The sequence below is a fragment of the Streptomyces malaysiensis subsp. malaysiensis genome (genome assembly GCF_040653035.1).
Lineage (GTDB): Bacteria > Actinomycetota > Actinomycetes > Streptomycetales > Streptomycetaceae > Streptomyces > Streptomyces malaysiensis.
This window is the reverse complement of sequence record NZ_JBEZNG010000018.1, coordinates 46,629-60,925: the sequence shown is the minus strand read 5'-3', so window position 1 is coordinate 60,925 and position 14,297 is coordinate 46,629. Positions and strand designations below refer to the sequence as shown.

At 72.7% G+C, this 14,297-nt stretch carries 11 protein-coding genes; 8 read left to right on the top strand and 3 right to left on the bottom strand.

Annotated elements, in window-relative coordinates:
* Positions 1-18: 18 nt before the first annotated feature.
* Complete coding sequence (locus tag AB0E24_RS29995; RefSeq protein ID WP_359381634.1) at positions 19-741, bottom strand: TetR/AcrR family transcriptional regulator C-terminal domain-containing protein; 723 nt, start codon at positions 739-741, stop codon at positions 19-21.
* 99 nt (positions 742-840) lie between these two features.
* Here AB0E24_RS29995 and AB0E24_RS29990 point away from each other — a divergent pair, with 99 nt between their 5' ends.
* Positions 841-2,547 carry a CocE/NonD family hydrolase gene (locus tag AB0E24_RS29990; RefSeq protein ID WP_359381632.1) on the top strand — a complete coding sequence of 569 codons (1,707 nt, stop codon included), beginning with the start codon at positions 841-843 and terminating at the stop codon, positions 2,545-2,547.
* A gap of 108 nt (positions 2,548-2,655) precedes the next feature.
* On the opposite strand, the gene AB0E24_RS29985 is transcribed toward AB0E24_RS29990, so the two are convergent.
* Positions 2,656-3,642: a D-2-hydroxyacid dehydrogenase gene (locus tag AB0E24_RS29985; RefSeq protein WP_359381631.1), complete on the bottom strand. Its 987-nt coding sequence runs from the start codon at positions 3,640-3,642 to the stop codon at positions 2,656-2,658.
* Between the two features lie 404 nt (positions 3,643-4,046).
* On the opposite strand from AB0E24_RS29985, the gene AB0E24_RS29980 reads away from it, so the two are divergent.
* From AB0E24_RS29980 to AB0E24_RS29960, 5 genes are all read left to right on the top strand, one after another.
* Positions 4,047-5,417 carry an MFS transporter gene (locus AB0E24_RS29980; protein WP_069867724.1) on the top strand — a complete coding sequence of 457 codons (1,371 nt, stop codon included), beginning with the start codon at positions 4,047-4,049 and terminating at the stop codon, positions 5,415-5,417.
* Positions 5,418-5,474: 57 nt separating this feature from the next.
* Positions 5,475-6,140 carry an HAD family hydrolase gene (locus AB0E24_RS29975; protein WP_069867725.1) on the top strand — a complete coding sequence of 222 codons (666 nt, stop codon included), beginning with the start codon at positions 5,475-5,477 and terminating at the stop codon, positions 6,138-6,140.
* A 62-nt stretch (positions 6,141-6,202) separates the two neighbouring features.
* Positions 6,203-7,597 carry an NAD(P)/FAD-dependent oxidoreductase gene (locus AB0E24_RS29970; protein WP_100808272.1) on the top strand — a complete coding sequence of 465 codons (1,395 nt, stop codon included), beginning with the start codon at positions 6,203-6,205 and terminating at the stop codon, positions 7,595-7,597.
* Between the two features lie 96 nt (positions 7,598-7,693).
* Entirely contained in the window at positions 7,694-9,298 is a 1,605-nt protein-coding gene (locus AB0E24_RS29965; protein ID WP_069867727.1) for a PucR family transcriptional regulator, read from the top strand.
* Positions 9,295-10,101: a class I SAM-dependent methyltransferase gene (locus AB0E24_RS29960; protein ID WP_435865337.1), complete on the top strand. Its 807-nt coding sequence runs from the start codon at positions 9,295-9,297 to the stop codon at positions 10,099-10,101. The genes AB0E24_RS29965 and AB0E24_RS29960 overlap by 4 nt, the downstream gene beginning before the upstream one ends.
* A 127-nt stretch (positions 10,102-10,228) precedes the next feature.
* On the opposite strand, the gene AB0E24_RS29955 is transcribed toward AB0E24_RS29960, so the two are convergent.
* On the bottom strand, positions 10,229-11,689 hold the full coding sequence (locus tag AB0E24_RS29955) for a PucR family transcriptional regulator (RefSeq protein ID WP_359381622.1): 1,461 nt from the start codon (positions 11,687-11,689) through the stop codon (positions 10,229-10,231).
* Positions 11,690-11,800: 111 nt separating this feature from the next.
* Here AB0E24_RS29955 and speB point away from each other — a divergent pair, with 111 nt between their 5' ends.
* On the top strand, positions 11,801-12,763 hold the full coding sequence (gene speB, locus AB0E24_RS29950; RefSeq protein WP_174884425.1) for an agmatinase: 963 nt from the start codon (positions 11,801-11,803) through the stop codon (positions 12,761-12,763).
* Complete coding sequence (locus tag AB0E24_RS29945; protein WP_359381618.1) at positions 12,756-14,297, top strand: purine-cytosine permease family protein; 1,542 nt, start codon at positions 12,756-12,758, stop codon at positions 14,295-14,297. Before speB ends, AB0E24_RS29945 begins: the two co-directional genes overlap by 8 nt.

Below are 14,297 nucleotides of genomic sequence, written 5' to 3'. Positions count from 1 at the left end.
CACCTTTGACGACAGACCCTAGGTGCCGGTGTCCAGACCGTCGACCATGCGGTCGAGCAGCCGGGCGAACGTGGCGTCGGGGGTGAGCGGGCGCACGGGGGCGGAGAGCGCCTCGGCGAGTTCCGGATGGTGTCCGTCGGCGGCCACCGCGGCGAGGTAGCGGGCCTCGGCGGCGGCCCGCTCGGGCGAGCCGGCGAGCGCCGCCTGGGCGATCTCGTCGGCGACGAGCCTGGCGACGAAACCGGTGATCAGGCTGAACACCTCCAGCTTCGCGGCGCCGTCCAGCGCGGTGGGCCGCAGGGCGGCCAGCGCGTGCTCCACGAAGGCCAGGGTGTTGGGCCCCAGGGACCAGCGGCGGTTGAACAGCGCGGTGGGCAGCCAGGGGTGGCGGAGCATCAGGGCGCGCTGGGCATGGGCGATGGCCTTCAGATCGGCGCGCCAGTCGCCGGTCGGCGGGGCCGGCGGTGACAGTTCGCCGCTGACGTGGTCGACCATCAGGTGCAGCAGCGTGTCCTTGTCGGGAGCGTAGCTGTACAGCGACATCACACCGGCTCCGACCCGCGAGGCCACCCGTCTCATGGTGACCGCGTCGATTCCCTCGGCGTCCGCGAGGGCGACGGCCGCGGCGGTGATCGCCGCACGGCTGAAGGCGGGTTTGCGCCCCTTGCGGGGGCGAGGGGAGCTCAGCCACAGCTGCTGGGGGTCGATGCCTCCGGCGCCCGGCCCATCACCGCTGACCACGACCTGATCGCTCCTTCCCCGCCATGCCTACTTGCGGAAACCATCCAAGCATCCACTATTCTCGTACGCGGTACGAGATTAGGGGGAGGGGAGTACGCGATGACGTCACCCACGCGCGATGGGGTGTCCGGGGCCACCTGGGTGCCGCCCTCGGGCAAACCGCCGTTGTCGGCGCGGCTGCTGAGGGCGCTCTGGCGTGGCCTTCCGGCCAGGCGGTACGAGGCCGGACGGGAGCCGGACCTCGACGTGCCGGCCGCCGACGGCAGCCCTCTCCGCACGGACCACTACTTCCCCCGCGCGGAGGGCGACTTCCCCACCCTGCTGGTGCGCTCGCCCTACGGCAGGGGAGTGCCCTGGTCGCCCATGTACGGTGTGCTCTTCGCCGAGCAGGGCTTCCATGTCGTCCTCCAGAGCTGCCGAGGCACCGGCGGCTCGGGCGGCGAGTTCCACCTGTGGCGCAATGAGGCGGCCGACGGCCGGGCCACCGTGGACTGGCTGCGGGACCAGCCCTGGTTCAACGGCGCGCTGGGCACCCTCGGCCCCAGCTATCTCGGCTATGTGCAGTGGGCGCTCGCCCTGGACCCGCCGCCGGAGCTGCGGGCGATGGTGGTGCAGGTCGGGCTGCACGACCCGCACGCCCTGTTCCACCGCGGTGGCGCGCTCCAACTGGAGAACACCCTGCTCGTCGGCTCCGGTATGACCTCCCAGCACCGGGGGCTCGGCACCTTCGTACGGGCCACGTTGCGCCTGCGGCGCCATCTGAAGCGAATGACGCGGGCGCTGCCGCTGCGCGGATCGTATGCGCTCGGCCTCGGGGGCGATGTGCCCTGGCTGGACGGAGCGATGTCCCATCCGGACGCCGGCGACCCGTTCTGGAAGGGCGCGTCCACGGGTGGCGCCGCCGACGGGCTGCGCACTCCCACCCGTCTGATCAGCGGCTGGCAGGACGCCCTGGTGGACCAGACCGTCGAGCAGTACGGCAGGCTGCGCCGGTCCGGCTGTGACACCTCCCTGCTCATCGGCCCGTGGACGCACACCTCCGCGCTCCAGGAGGGCTGGCCGGAGGTGTTCGCCGAAAGCCTCGCCTGGCTGCGCGCGCATCTGTGCGACGACCCCTCGGGGCTGCGCCCGGCCCCGGTGCGGGTGCACATCGGCGGTCAGGGGGAGTGGCGGGACCTCGACGACTGGCCGCCGCCCACGGCCACCGGCCAGTGGCACCTCGCGCCGGACGGGCGGCTCGCCCGGCGGTCACCCGAGGTGTCCGGCTCCCCGGCATCCTCCCGCGACGCCCTCGCCTCCTTCCGCTACGACCCGGCCGACCCCACCCCGTCCATCGGCGGGCCGCTGCTCTCCGGCACCGCCGGGAGGCGTGACAACGGCGAACTCGAGGCGCGCCCCGATGTGCTGACGTTCACCAGCGAGCCGCTGGACGAGCCGGTGGACGTCCTCGGCCCGGTCGCCGCGCGGCTGCGGGTCTCCACGGACACCGGGTACGCCGATGTCTTCGCCCGCCTGTGTGATGTCGACGAAGAGGGCCGTTCGATCAATGTGTGCGACGGGCTGATGAGGCTGCCGACCGGGCCGGAGCATCCTCTGGAGGTCACCGTGCCGATGAGCTCCACCGCCCACCGCTTCGCCTCCGGCCACCGGGTCCGCCTCCAGATCAGCGGGGGCGCCCACCCCCGTTTCGCCCGCAACACCGGAAGCGGCGAGCCCACGCTCGACGCGACCACCCTCACGCCCGTGCGCATCACCGTGCACGGGACCTCGGCGCTGGAGCTCCCCCGGGCCCGCGCCGAGCGGTGAACCGGCGACCGGCGCGTGCGGGGGGCGCGCCGGCAGCCGGCGCACCGGCCCGCCCGGCACCGGGCGGACACCCGGCCGCGGCAGGAGCCCCGCGCCGCCGCGGGCTTCCTACCGTGGCGGCGCCGGTTCGTCCACCACATAGCCGAGGGCCTTGTCGACCACATTGCGCAACGGACGGCCCTCACCGCGGCGGATCAGATTGTCGAGGAACAACTCGCCGAGGTCTCCGCGCCAGTCCGTCACCTCGCCCGCGGTGTGCGGGGAGACGATGACGCCCGGCATCTCCCACAGGGGCGACTCCACGGGCAGCGGCTCATGCGCGAAGACATCCAGCGCCGCCCCGGCCAGCCTGCCCTGGGCCAGGGCGTCCACGAGGGCCTGCTCATCGACCAGCGGGCCACGCCCGACGTTGAGCAGCCGCGCGCCCCGTTTCATCGCCGCCAGTACGGGCGCGTCGACCATGCCACGGGTGGCGGGGGTGAGCGGGGCGGCCAGAACCACATAGTCCGCCTCGCCCAGCGCCGCGCGCAGGGTCGCCGGGCCGTGCACCACACCGAAGTCCGGGTCGGCGGCCCGTGGTGTACGGCCGGCGCCGCCGACCCGCATGCCGACCGCGCGCAGCAGACGGGCGACGGCACGCCCGATGGAGCCGGTGCCCCAGACCAGGACCGTACGGTCGCCGATGCGTTCGCTGTCCGAGGGGCGCCACTCGCGGCGCCGCTGATGCTCCCAGGTGCCGGGGAAGTCCTTGGCGAGGGAGAGGATCAGCCCCAGGACGTACTCGGCGATGGGCCGGTCGTAGACGCCCCGCGAGTTGGTGAGCACCACCTCGGGGTTGCCGGTCAGCGCGGGGAACAGAAACGGGTCCACCCCCGCCGCCGCCACATGCACCCAGCCCGGGGCCTTCGCCGGGTCGTCGGGCCAGGCGGAGGCCACCGCGGAGGACAGCGGCCACCACGCGAGCAGCGTGTCCGCGCGGGGGAGGAAGAGCGGCAGCTCCTCCTCGGTGGCGTACACCGTCTCGGCGAGGGACTCGATCCGCGCCCGGTCGGGCGGCAGATGGTCCCGGTACAGGACGACGAGCCGGTCAGCCACGTCCGGCTCCCACGGCGGCGGCCGCGGCGGTGGCATCGGTCATGGCGGGCCTCCCACGGGCGTGCCGGGTACGTGCGGACGCCTCAAGCGTGGCCGCCGCCACGCCGATGGGCAACGGACAGAGTGTCCACCCGATGACGAGGGACGGAACACGGTGGACGTTGACGGTGGCCGGCGGCTGAACCAGGGTGATGGCCAGCCGGAACACGCCACCGGTCGCTCCGGAGCCCATCCCCGTCCCCGGGGCACACCCCGCCCCGCCGCGTACCCGCCGTACGCGTCCGTCCCGCCGCGTACCCCGCCGTGCGTGCCCACCGAATGCTTGACACACGATGCCCGCCACCGCCCCGGCGTGGCGTCGGCCCGCGCCGCAGCGCCCCTCCTCGTCCCCAGGAGATGCAAGCATGTCCCTTCCCAGAACCTCCCGAGAGCCCCTCCGGAACTCCGCCGAGACCCTGGACAACGCCCCCGTCACCGCCTTCCACCGCAGGATGGTCGCCGTCGCCATGGGCGGTCCGTTCTGCGACGGCTATCTGCTCGGCATCATGGGCGTCGCGCTCAGCCTGATCACCCCGGCCCTGGACCTGGACACGCTGTGGACCGGGCTCGTCGCGGCGTCCGTCCTCATCGGTGTCTTCCTCGGCGGCGCGGTGTTCGGCCCGATCACCGACCGGGTGGGCCGCCATCTGATGTATGTGCTCAACCTGGTCGCGTTCGTGATCGGCTCCGCGCTTCAGTTCTTCGTCACCGAGGCGTGGCAACTGGTGGTGCTGCGGCTGTTCATCGGTGTCGCGATCGGCGCCGACTACCCGATCGCCTCGGCCCTCACGACCGAGCTGGTGCCGCGCCGGATGCGCGGCCCCGCCCTGTCCGGGCTGGTCCTGGCCTGGTGGGTCGGCTATGGGGTCAGCTACTGGGCCGGCTGGCTGCTGCTGGGCACCGGCGACGACTCCTGGCGCTGGATGCTCGCCTCCGGCGCGGTCCCCGCCGTGCTCTTCCTCCTTCTGCGGGCGGGTGTTCCCGAATCGCCGCGCTGGCTGGCGTCGCGGGGACGGGTGGACGAGGCCAGACAGGTCGTACGCCGTCACCTCGGCCAGGAGGTCAGCGCCGAGGAACTGCTCGCCGAGGTCCGCCAGGACCGGCGCGGCGGCTCGGGTCTGGGCAATCTCGCCGAGATGTTCCGCCGCGGCTATGGGATGCCCGCACTGTTCTGCTCGCTGTTCTGGATCTGTCAGGTGGCACCGGCCTTCGCGGTGCGCTCCTTCCAGCCGCAGATGCTGGAGTCCTTCGGGGTGACCGGCACCTTCGGCGCCAGCGCGCTGATCACCACCATCGCGGTCGCCGGAACCGGCCTCGGGCTGGCCGTGGTCAACCGCATCGGCAGGCGTCCGCTGCTCATCGGCAGCTTTCTGTGCGTCAATGTCTCCCTGATCGCGCTCACCGTGCTGCCACTGCACTACGCGGCCCTGGTGGTGGGCCTCTTCGCCGCCTTCCAGTTCTTCGAGGCCGCGGGCAGCGGACTTCAGTTCGTCTACCCCAGCGAGTTGTTCCCCACGGATCTGCGGGCCACCGGTGTCGGCGTCGCCACTGCCATGAGCCGGGTGGGCTCCGCGTCCAGCACCTTCCTGCTCCCGATGGCCACCGCCGACCTCGGGGTCCGCGGCACCCTCGCCATCGGGGTGGTGATCACCCTCATCGGCCTGGTGGTCTCCGTCCTCCTCGCCCCCGAGACCAAGGACCTCGGCCTGGCCGAAGCCAGCAGCCGCCGCCCCTGACACCCCTGACCCCCCGTCACAATGCTTCACGGCGCCGCCACCGGAAAGGACTCGCCCATGCGCAAGCTGGTCTCCTTCGACTGCTACCGCACCCTCATCAACTTCGACACCCGTACCGCCACCCATGAGATCGTCGAGGACCGGCTCGCCGAGATCGGCGTGGACCCCGATCGGTTCCACCACGACGCGTATGTGATGCGCTTCCAGGGCGTCCTGGACGAGTATCTGCCCTACCGGGAGATCCTCCGCCGCACCCTGCGCAATGTCATGACACTGCACGGCCTGGAGTACCGGGACGAGGACGGCGAGGCGCTGATCGAGGCCGTCAAGAAGTTCACCCCCTTCCGCGAGGTCCCCGACGCGCTGCGCCGCCTCAAGGGCGAGTACGACATCGCGATCCTCTCCAACAGCGAGGACGACCTGATCGCCTACGCCGTCGAGGCGCTGGGCGTGGACTTCGACTATGTGCTCACCGCCGAACAGGCCGGTGCCTACAAGCCGCTGCCGCGGGCGTTCGAGTACCTCATGACGGCCACCGGACGTGGCCCCGGGGACATCATCCACACCGCCCAGGGCTGGGAGTACGACATCATGCCGACCAAGCGCTACCCGGGCATGCGGCGGATCTGGGTGAACCGCTACGGCTTCCCCGGCTCGGCCGCCTTCCAGCCGTACGAGGAGATCAAGGACCTGTCCGAGCTGCCCGGACTGCTCGGGGTCTGACCCACGCGCCCGTCACCACTGTCGTCCGCCCACCCCACCGCTCCGCGCCGAGAAGGGAACCCATGACCGCCACCACGGCCGGCCGCCCGGCACCGGTCAACGGCCGCGTCGCCCACTGGTTCGCCGAACTCCCCACCCCCCGCCCGGCGTTGCCCGGCGACCGCGACGCGGATGTGTGCGTCGTGGGCGCCGGACTGACTGGGCTGTGGACCGCGTACTACCTCAAACACGCCGACCCCGGCCTCCGGATCACCGTCCTGGAGGCCGAGTTCGCCGGATTCGGCGCCTCCGGGCGCAACGGCGGCTGGGCCTCCGGACTGATCCCCGGCGCCCGCGACCGGATGGCAGGGGCCTACGGCAGGCCCGCGGTCCTGGACTGGCAGCGGGCCATGAACGAGGCGGTGGACGAGGTGATCGGCGTCGCCGCCCGCGAGGGCATCGACGCCGGCATCGTCAAGGGCGGCACCCTGCGCGTCGCCCGTACCCCCGCCCAGGCCACCCGGCTGCGCCACAAGGTCGAGCAGGACCATGAATGGGGGGTGGCCGACTCGGTGCTGCTCACCCCCGCCGAATCCGCGGCCCGCATCCGCGTCGACGGGGTCACCGCCGCCGCCTTCACCCCCCACTGCGCCCGGCTCCAGCCGGCCGCGCTGGTCCGCGGCCTCGCCGACACCGTCGAACGGCTCGGGGTCACCATCCATGAGAAGTCCCCCGTCACCGCCATCGAACCGGGCCGTGCGGTCACCGCACACGGCACCGTGCGGGCCCCCGTCGTCCTCCGCGCCACCGAGGGGTTCACCGCGTCCCTCAAGGGGCTGCGGCGTACCTGGCTGCCCATGAACAGCTCCATGATCGTCACTGAGCCACTGCCCGCCCGCACCTGGCGGGAGATCGGCTGGGAGGGCCGGGAGACCCTCGGGGACACCGCCCACGGCCATATGTACGCCCAGCGCACCGCGGACGACCGGATCGCGATCGGCGGGCGCGGGGTGCCGTATCGCTTCGGCTCGCGCACCGACCACGAGGGGCGGGTCGGCGAGCGGACGATCGGCCAGCTCACCCGGACCCTGGAGCGGATGCTGCCGCAGACCGCCGGGGCCCGGGTGCACCACGCCTGGTGCGGAGTGCTGGCCGTGCCCCGCGACTGGTCCGCCACGGTCGGCCTGGACCGTGCCACCGGGCTCGGCTGGGCCGGTGGCTACGTCGGCCACGGAGTGACCTCCACCAACCTGGCCGCCCGCACCCTCACCGATCTGGTCCTGGAGCGCGACACCCGGCTCACCCGGCTGCCGTGGACCGGCCACGCCCCGGGCGCCTGGGAGCCCGAGCCGTTCCGCTGGCTGGGGGTGCGCGGTCTGTACGCCGCCTACCGCCTCGCCGACCGCCACGAGGCGGGCGGGCGTGTCCGTACCTCACCCATCGCCACCATCGCCGACCTCATCGCACGCCGCCCGTGAGAGCGCCCGCCGCCGTGTCCTGGCCCCGTTCGGCGGCCCTGGGCCCGGCGGTCCGGCTCTGCGATGATGAGCGGTATCCGGAGGGAGTCCGTCCAGATGCCGTTGCTCACGGTTGCCGACGTCCTGCGCCTTCCCGTCATCGTCGCGGGACGCCCCCGTGTCATGGCCGGTGAGGGGCAACTGGCCCGTGCGGTCCGCTGGGTGCACGTCACCGAGCTGCTCGACCCCGCCTCGTTCCTCGAAGGTGGCGAGCTGGTGCTGACCACCGGTATGCCCCAGCCCAACGACCCCAGCCGGCTGCGCGGCTACGCCGACCAGCTGGCCGACATCGGCGCCGCGGGGCTCGTGGTGGAGCTCGGCCGCCGCTACCAGCAGGTGCCGCCGGAGCTGGTGGCCGCCTGCCGCGCACGGGACCTCCCGCTGATCGTGCTGTCCCGGGGCATCCGCTTCATCGAGGTGACCCAGACCGTGCACGCACTGATCCTCGACGCGCAGGGCGAGCTGCTGCGCCGCTCCCAGCAGGTGCATGAGATCTTCACCGCGCTGACGCTGCGCAACGCGGACCCGGAGGAGCTGGTGCGCACCGCCGCCGATCTGATGGGCCGCCCGGTGGTCCTGGAGAACCTGCTGCACCACGCGGTGGTCTCCCGCACGGCGGGCGGCACGGCCGGCCAGGTCCTGGAGGCGTGGGCGCGCCGCTCCCGCGCCACGCCGACCCCCGACACCACGGCGGTCAGCGGGCCGGAGGACTGGCTGGTGGCGCCCGTCGAGCACAACGGGCGGCGCTGGGGGCGGCTGGTGGCGGTGCCGGACGCGGCCGCCACCGCGGCCGACCCGGAACACACCATGATCCTGGAACGCGCCGCCACCGCCCTCACCCTGGCCCGGCTGACCGGCCACGCCCAGTGGGACCGCCAGGCCCACACCTGCGCGCTGCGGGAACTGCTGCGCTGGAGCTACCGCGGACGCACCGAGGCCCGCATCCGCATCGAGGCCCTCGGCATACCCGTCGTCGGCCACCGCCTCATCGCCCTCGCCATCGGCCACCACGGCGCCACGGCCGACAAGACGGGCCTGGACGACCGGCTCGCCGATGCCCTGCGCGACTCCGGCATCCGGGCCCTGGTGGGGCGGCTCTCCCCGGACCGGACCGGGGTGCTGCTCGCACTGGCCCGGGCCAGTGCCTGGCAGCCGGTGGTGGAGCGGGTCAGCCGGCTCACCGAGGAAACCCTGGGCACGGCGGCGGTGGTGGCGGTCGGCCCGGGGGTGACGGAGATCGACCAGGTGGCACGGGCGTTCCGGGAGGCCGAGGAGGTCGTGGACGCCATCGGCCCGGGCACCCCGCACCGGCCGTTCCACGTACCCTCCGACATCGGCCTTCCCGAGCTGCTGTACGCGCTCCGCGACGACATACGTGTGCAGAAGTACGTCGAGCACCAGCTGGGCAGGCTGATCGAGTACGACGAGCGGCACGCCGGCGATCTGCTGACCACGCTGCGCCACTACCTCGCCGCGGACAACAAGTCCATCGCCGCCAAACAGATCGGCCTGTCCCGCCAGGCGTTCTACCAGCGGCTGCACACCATCGAACGGCTCCTCGGCCGCGATCTGGAGTCCGGTGCGCAGCGCACCCAGCTCCATGTCGCCGTCACCGCCCTGGACACGCTGACGGCGGCCGGCGCGGAAGGATGGGGCGCATGACATCCGAGAGCGGCTATCTGCTGGACAACCGGCAGCGCGAGGCCGGGCGGCGCTTCGACGCGCTGGCCGAGCTCTTCGACCCCTGGACCCTGGACCACCTCGACCGGCTCGGCCCGGCCACCGGATGGCGCTGCTGGGAGGTGGGAGCGGGCGGGCCCTCGATGCCCACCGCCCTCGCCGAGCGGACCGGGCCCACCGGGCAGGTGCTGGTGACCGACATCGACACCTCCTGGCTGACGCGGTTGTCCGGCCCGGCCGCGGGCCCGATCGAGGTGCGGCGCCATGATGTGGCCCGCGATGAGCCACCCGGCGGTGGCTTCGACCTCGTCCACGCCCGGCTGGTGCTGGTGCATCTGCCCGACCGGGCCGAGGCGCTGCGGCGGGTGGCCGGGGCGGTGCGGCCGGGCGGATGGCTGGTGGTGGAGGACGCCGACCCGGCACTCCAGCCCCTGGCCTGCCCCGATGAGCGCGGTCCGGCCGAGGAGCTGGCCAACCGGATCCGCCGCGGTTTCCGCGCGCTGCTCGCCGAGCGCGGTGTGGACCTCGCCTTCGGCCGCACCCTGCCCGCCCTGCTGCGCGGCGCCGGACTCCACGATGTCCGCGCCGAGGGCTGCTTCCCGCTGACCTCCCCGGCCTGCCGGGAGCTGGAGGCGGCCACCGTACGTCAGCTGCGCGGGCGACTGGTGGCGGGCGGAGCGGCCACCGAGGAGGAGATCGAGCGCCATCTGGACCATCTGCGCGGTGAGGGCATGGACGTCACCACAGCGCCGCTCATCACCTGCTGGGGGCGGCGGCCCCGCTGAGCGGTGAGGGCCACGGATCCCGTGGCCGACGATGGCGCTCGGCCGGAAGCCGGGCCGACGACGGTGCCCAGCGGATCCCGTGGCCGATGACACCGGGGCCGACGACGTCGCTCGGTCGAGACGTTGCTCAGTCGAGCAGACCGAGCTGCCCCGCGGCCCGGATCGCCAGCCAGACCTCGGCGAACGCGGCGGTGGAGGACAGATCGCGGCCGGTCAGCTCGCTGAAGCGGCGCAGCCGGTAGGCGAGGGTATTGGGGTGCACATGGAGCGCCGCGGCCGCCTCGTCCGTACGGCGGTCCCGCTCCATCCAGATGCGCACCGACGTCAGCAGCCGTGAGCCGTGGCCCGTGTCGTAGCGCAGCGCCTCGCCCAGCACATGCTCCACCAGGTCGGTGAGCGCGGCCGGGTCGTCGGGCAGCCAGCGGCCGGTGACATCGTCGCCGTACCGCACGAGGGCGCGGCCGGACGCGACGGCGTGGGAGGCCGCCCACAGCGCCTCGCGCTGGGCGATCCGCAGCGGGGTGCCGGGGCTGAACGGGCGGCTCATCCCGGCGGCCACGTCCGGCAGCGACTCGATCGCCTCCGCCAGATCGGGCGAGCCGAGCAGATAGCGGTCCTCGCCGCGCTTGAGCAGCAGACACGGCTGATCCTCCAGCGCCCGCAGCACGGCGTCCTCGGTGGCGCCCCTGACCACCGCCAGCACGGTCTCGCCCTCGATGGAGTGGCGCAGCAGATGGCGCCGCGCCACGGCGGGTTCGAGCGCGCCCTGGAGCAGTTCGGCGAGGATCTCCGCGCCCTCGCGGCGCAGCGTCTCCCGTTCGGTGCGCACCATGGCGAGCTGGAGGGCGGCCACCGTGGCGATGTGCTGCACCACGGCGAGCCCCGCCGGGCGTGCGCCCTCCCGTTCGAAGGCGATGAGGAAACCCGCCGGGCCACCGGGGGAGGGGACCGGGAGGGCGAAGCCACCGGGGATGGTCGGCGGGCCGTCAGCCGAGCCGGGGATCACCGACGCGTCGGGCGCGGGCACACCGGGCAGCAGTGTCCGGCCCTGGGGGGTGCACAGGTAGATGTCGTATCCGGAGAGCTTCTCCAGGCGGCTGAACAGCGTCGCGGTGTCCAGGTTCTCCGAGGTCAGCCAGCGCAGCGCGCCGAACACCTGAAGCTGGGCGCCCAGCCGGTGGCGGGCGTCCTCCTGCACCGCGGCGGCCACCTCCTGCGCCACCGCCATGAACGGTACGGCCAGCGGGATCTCCAGGACCGGCATGCCGCGCTCCTCCGCGGCGTCGAAGAACGCCCTGCGCAGCGGGGGCATCCGCAACTGGGCGGAGACGGCGAGGGCGGCCACCCCGGCGTCGTCCAGCCGCTCCAGATAGCCGCGCTGCCCGGCCGCCGAACGGGGCATCGCTATCCCCGTCGTCATGATCATTTCCGAGCCGAGCAGCCAGGGTGTGGGGTCGTCCAACTCGCTCACATGGGCCCAGGACACGGAGCGGTGCAGCCCGGCGCCGCCCGCGATCAGCCGTAGCTGGAGCGCCGGATACGACAGCAGATCGCCGACCGTCACACCCTGCTCTTTGTTGTTCACCACAAATTGAGCCTAACTCTTTGTCTCAGCAACGATTGTCGCGCGCTTCCTCCGCTGTGCAGACTCGCCCGACCGGACACCTCCGGCGCACATCAAGAAGGGACTGCCATCACCATGACCGAACCCCGAGGACCCGTCGACTCCTCCCGGGTCCCGCGCTTCGCCGGCCCGGCCACCTTCGCCAGGCTGCCCCGCCTCGACGAGGTGGCGGGGGCGGACGTGGCCGTGGTGGGCGTCCCGTTCGACGGCGGTGTCTCCTACCGCCCCGGCGCCCGCTTCGGGCCCGCCGCGGTCCGCGAGGCCAGCCGGCTGCTCCGCCCGTACAACCCGGGCCTGGACGTGTCGCCGTTCGCCACCCAGCAGGTGGCCGACGCCGGTGACATCGCCGTCAACCCCTTCGACATCGGCGAGGCCATCGAGACCATCCAGGACGCCGCGGGCCATCTGCAAGCCGACGGCGCCCGCCTGGTCACCATCGGCGGCGACCACACCATCGCGCTCCCGTTGCTGCGCGCCGCCGCACGGCGGCACGGCCCCGTGGCGGTGCTCCACTTCGACGCGCACCTGGACACCTGGGACACCTACTTCGGCGCCGAGCACACCCACGGCACCCCGTTCCGCCGGGCCGTGGAGGAGGGCATCGTCGACACCTCCGCCCTCTCGCACGTCGGCACCCGCGGCCCGCTGTACGGCAAGGAGGACCTCACCGAGGATGAGAAGCTGGGCTTCGGCATCGTCACCTCGGCCGATGTCTACCGGCGCGGCGCCGACGAGGTGGCCGACCAGCTGCGCCAGCGCATCGGCGACCGGCCGCTGTACATCTCCATCGACATCGACTGCCTCGACCCGGCCCACGCCCCCGGCACCGGCACCCCGGAGGCGGGCGGTCTCACCTCGCGCGAACTTCTGGAGATCCTGCGCGGACTGGCCGGATGCCGGCTGGTCGGCGCGGACGTGGTGGAAGTGGCGCCCGCCTACGACCACGCCGAGATCACCTCGGTCGCGGCCTCCCACGTCGCCTACGACCTGATCAGTCTGCTGGCCCTCCAGAAGAAGCGAGAGAAGACGGATGAGTGAATCCCCGGCACTGACCGAGGTCGAGAGCTACGGTGTCGAGCGCATCCCCGACGCGGACCGCAGCGCCACCCCCTTCGACCTGTTCCGCGTCGCGTTCGGCGGCGCCAACACCTTCGCCACCTGTGTGCTCGGCGCCTTTCCGATCCTCTTCGGGCTCTCCTTCTGGCAGGGCCTGGCGGCCACCCTGCTCGGTGTGGTGGGAGGCTCCCTGATCCTCGCCCCGCTCGCGGTGTTCGGCCCGCGCAACGGCACCAACAACGCGGTCTCGTCCTCGGCACACCTGGGGGTGCACGGGCGGATCGTCGGCTCCTTCCTGTCGCTGCTCACCGCCATCGCGTTCTTCTCCATCTCGGTGTGGTCCTCCGGTGACGCACTGGTCGGCGGCGCCCACCGGCTGATGGGCGTGCCACAGAACGACGGGGTGTTCGCCCTCGCCTACGGTGTCTTCGCGCTGCTGGTGCTGACGGTGTGCGTGTACGGCTTCCGGTTCATGCTCTTCGTCAACAAGATCGCGGTGGTGGCGGCCTCGACGCTGTTCGTCCTCGGCTTCTTCGCCTTCGCGGGGGACTTCGACCCCGGCTACCAGGGCGTGTTCCCCTCGGCGTCCACCACCGGGTTCTGGCCCGCGTTCATCGGCTCGGCGCTGATCGTGCTGTCCAACCCGGTGTCCTTCGGCGCCTTCCTCGGCGACTGGGCCCGCTACATCCCCGCCGACACCCCGAGCCGCAAGGTCGTCACGGCCGCGTTCGCCTCCCAGATCGCCACCATCCTGCCGTTCTTCTTCGGCCTGGCCACCGCCTCGATCATCGCCGCGAAGGCCGCGCCGTACATGGACCCGAGCGCACCGAACTACGTGGGCGGACTGCTGGCCATCTCGCTCGGCTGGTACTTCCTGCCGGTGTGCCTGCTCGCCCTCATCGGCGGCATGTCCACCGGCACCACCTCGCTCTACGGCACCGGCCTGGACTTCTCCAGCGTGTTCCCCCGGTTCAGCCGGGTGCGGGCCACGCTGTTCGTCGGGGTGCTCTCGATCGGGTTCATCTTCCTCGGCCGGTTCGCCGCCAATCTGTCCCAGTCCATCTCCACCTTCGCCACGCTGATCATCACCTGCACCGCGCCCTGGATGGTCATCATGGTGCTCGGCTTCGTGACCCGGCGCGGCTGGTACGACCCCGATTCGCTCCAGGTGTTCAACCGGCGCCAGCGCGGCGGCCGCTACTGGTTCCACCACGGCTGGAACTGGCGTGGCATGGGCGCCTGGCTCACCTCGGCGGTCCTCGCCCTGCTCTTCGTCAACCTCCCGGGGCAGTACGTCGGTCCGCTCGGCGATCTGGCCGACGGCGCGGACCTCTCGCTGCCGGTGGGCCTCGCCACCGCCGCGCTCCTCTACCTGGCGCTGCTGTGGCTCTTCCCCGAGCCGCGCGAGGTGTACGGGCCCGAGGGGCCGCGCCTGGTCCGCGCCTCGGACGCGCCCGTACCGCCCATCACCACGGAGGCCGGCGCGCCCGTGCCCGCGGTGGCGGAAGGGGTGTGA

Bases quoted from the DNA above. Each gene is read 5' to 3' on its own strand.
- AB0E24_RS29990 (WP_359381632.1), top strand. From the start codon at position 841: ATGACGTCACCCACGCGCGATGGGGTGTCCGGGGCCACCTGGGTGCCG.
- AB0E24_RS29980 (WP_069867724.1), top strand. From the start codon at position 4,047: ATGTCCCTTCCCAGAACCTCCCGAGAGCCCCTCCGGAACTCCGCCGAG.
- AB0E24_RS29975 (WP_069867725.1), top strand. From the start codon at position 5,475: ATGCGCAAGCTGGTCTCCTTCGACTGCTACCGCACCCTCATCAACTTC.
- AB0E24_RS29970 (WP_100808272.1), top strand. From the start codon at position 6,203: ATGACCGCCACCACGGCCGGCCGCCCGGCACCGGTCAACGGCCGCGTC.
- AB0E24_RS29965 (WP_069867727.1), top strand. From the start codon at position 7,694: ATGCCGTTGCTCACGGTTGCCGACGTCCTGCGCCTTCCCGTCATCGTC.
- AB0E24_RS29960 (WP_435865337.1), top strand. From the start codon at position 9,295: ATGACATCCGAGAGCGGCTATCTGCTGGACAACCGGCAGCGCGAGGCC.
- speB (WP_174884425.1), top strand. From the start codon at position 11,801: ATGACCGAACCCCGAGGACCCGTCGACTCCTCCCGGGTCCCGCGCTTC.
- AB0E24_RS29945 (WP_359381618.1), top strand. From the start codon at position 12,756: ATGAGTGAATCCCCGGCACTGACCGAGGTCGAGAGCTACGGTGTCGAG.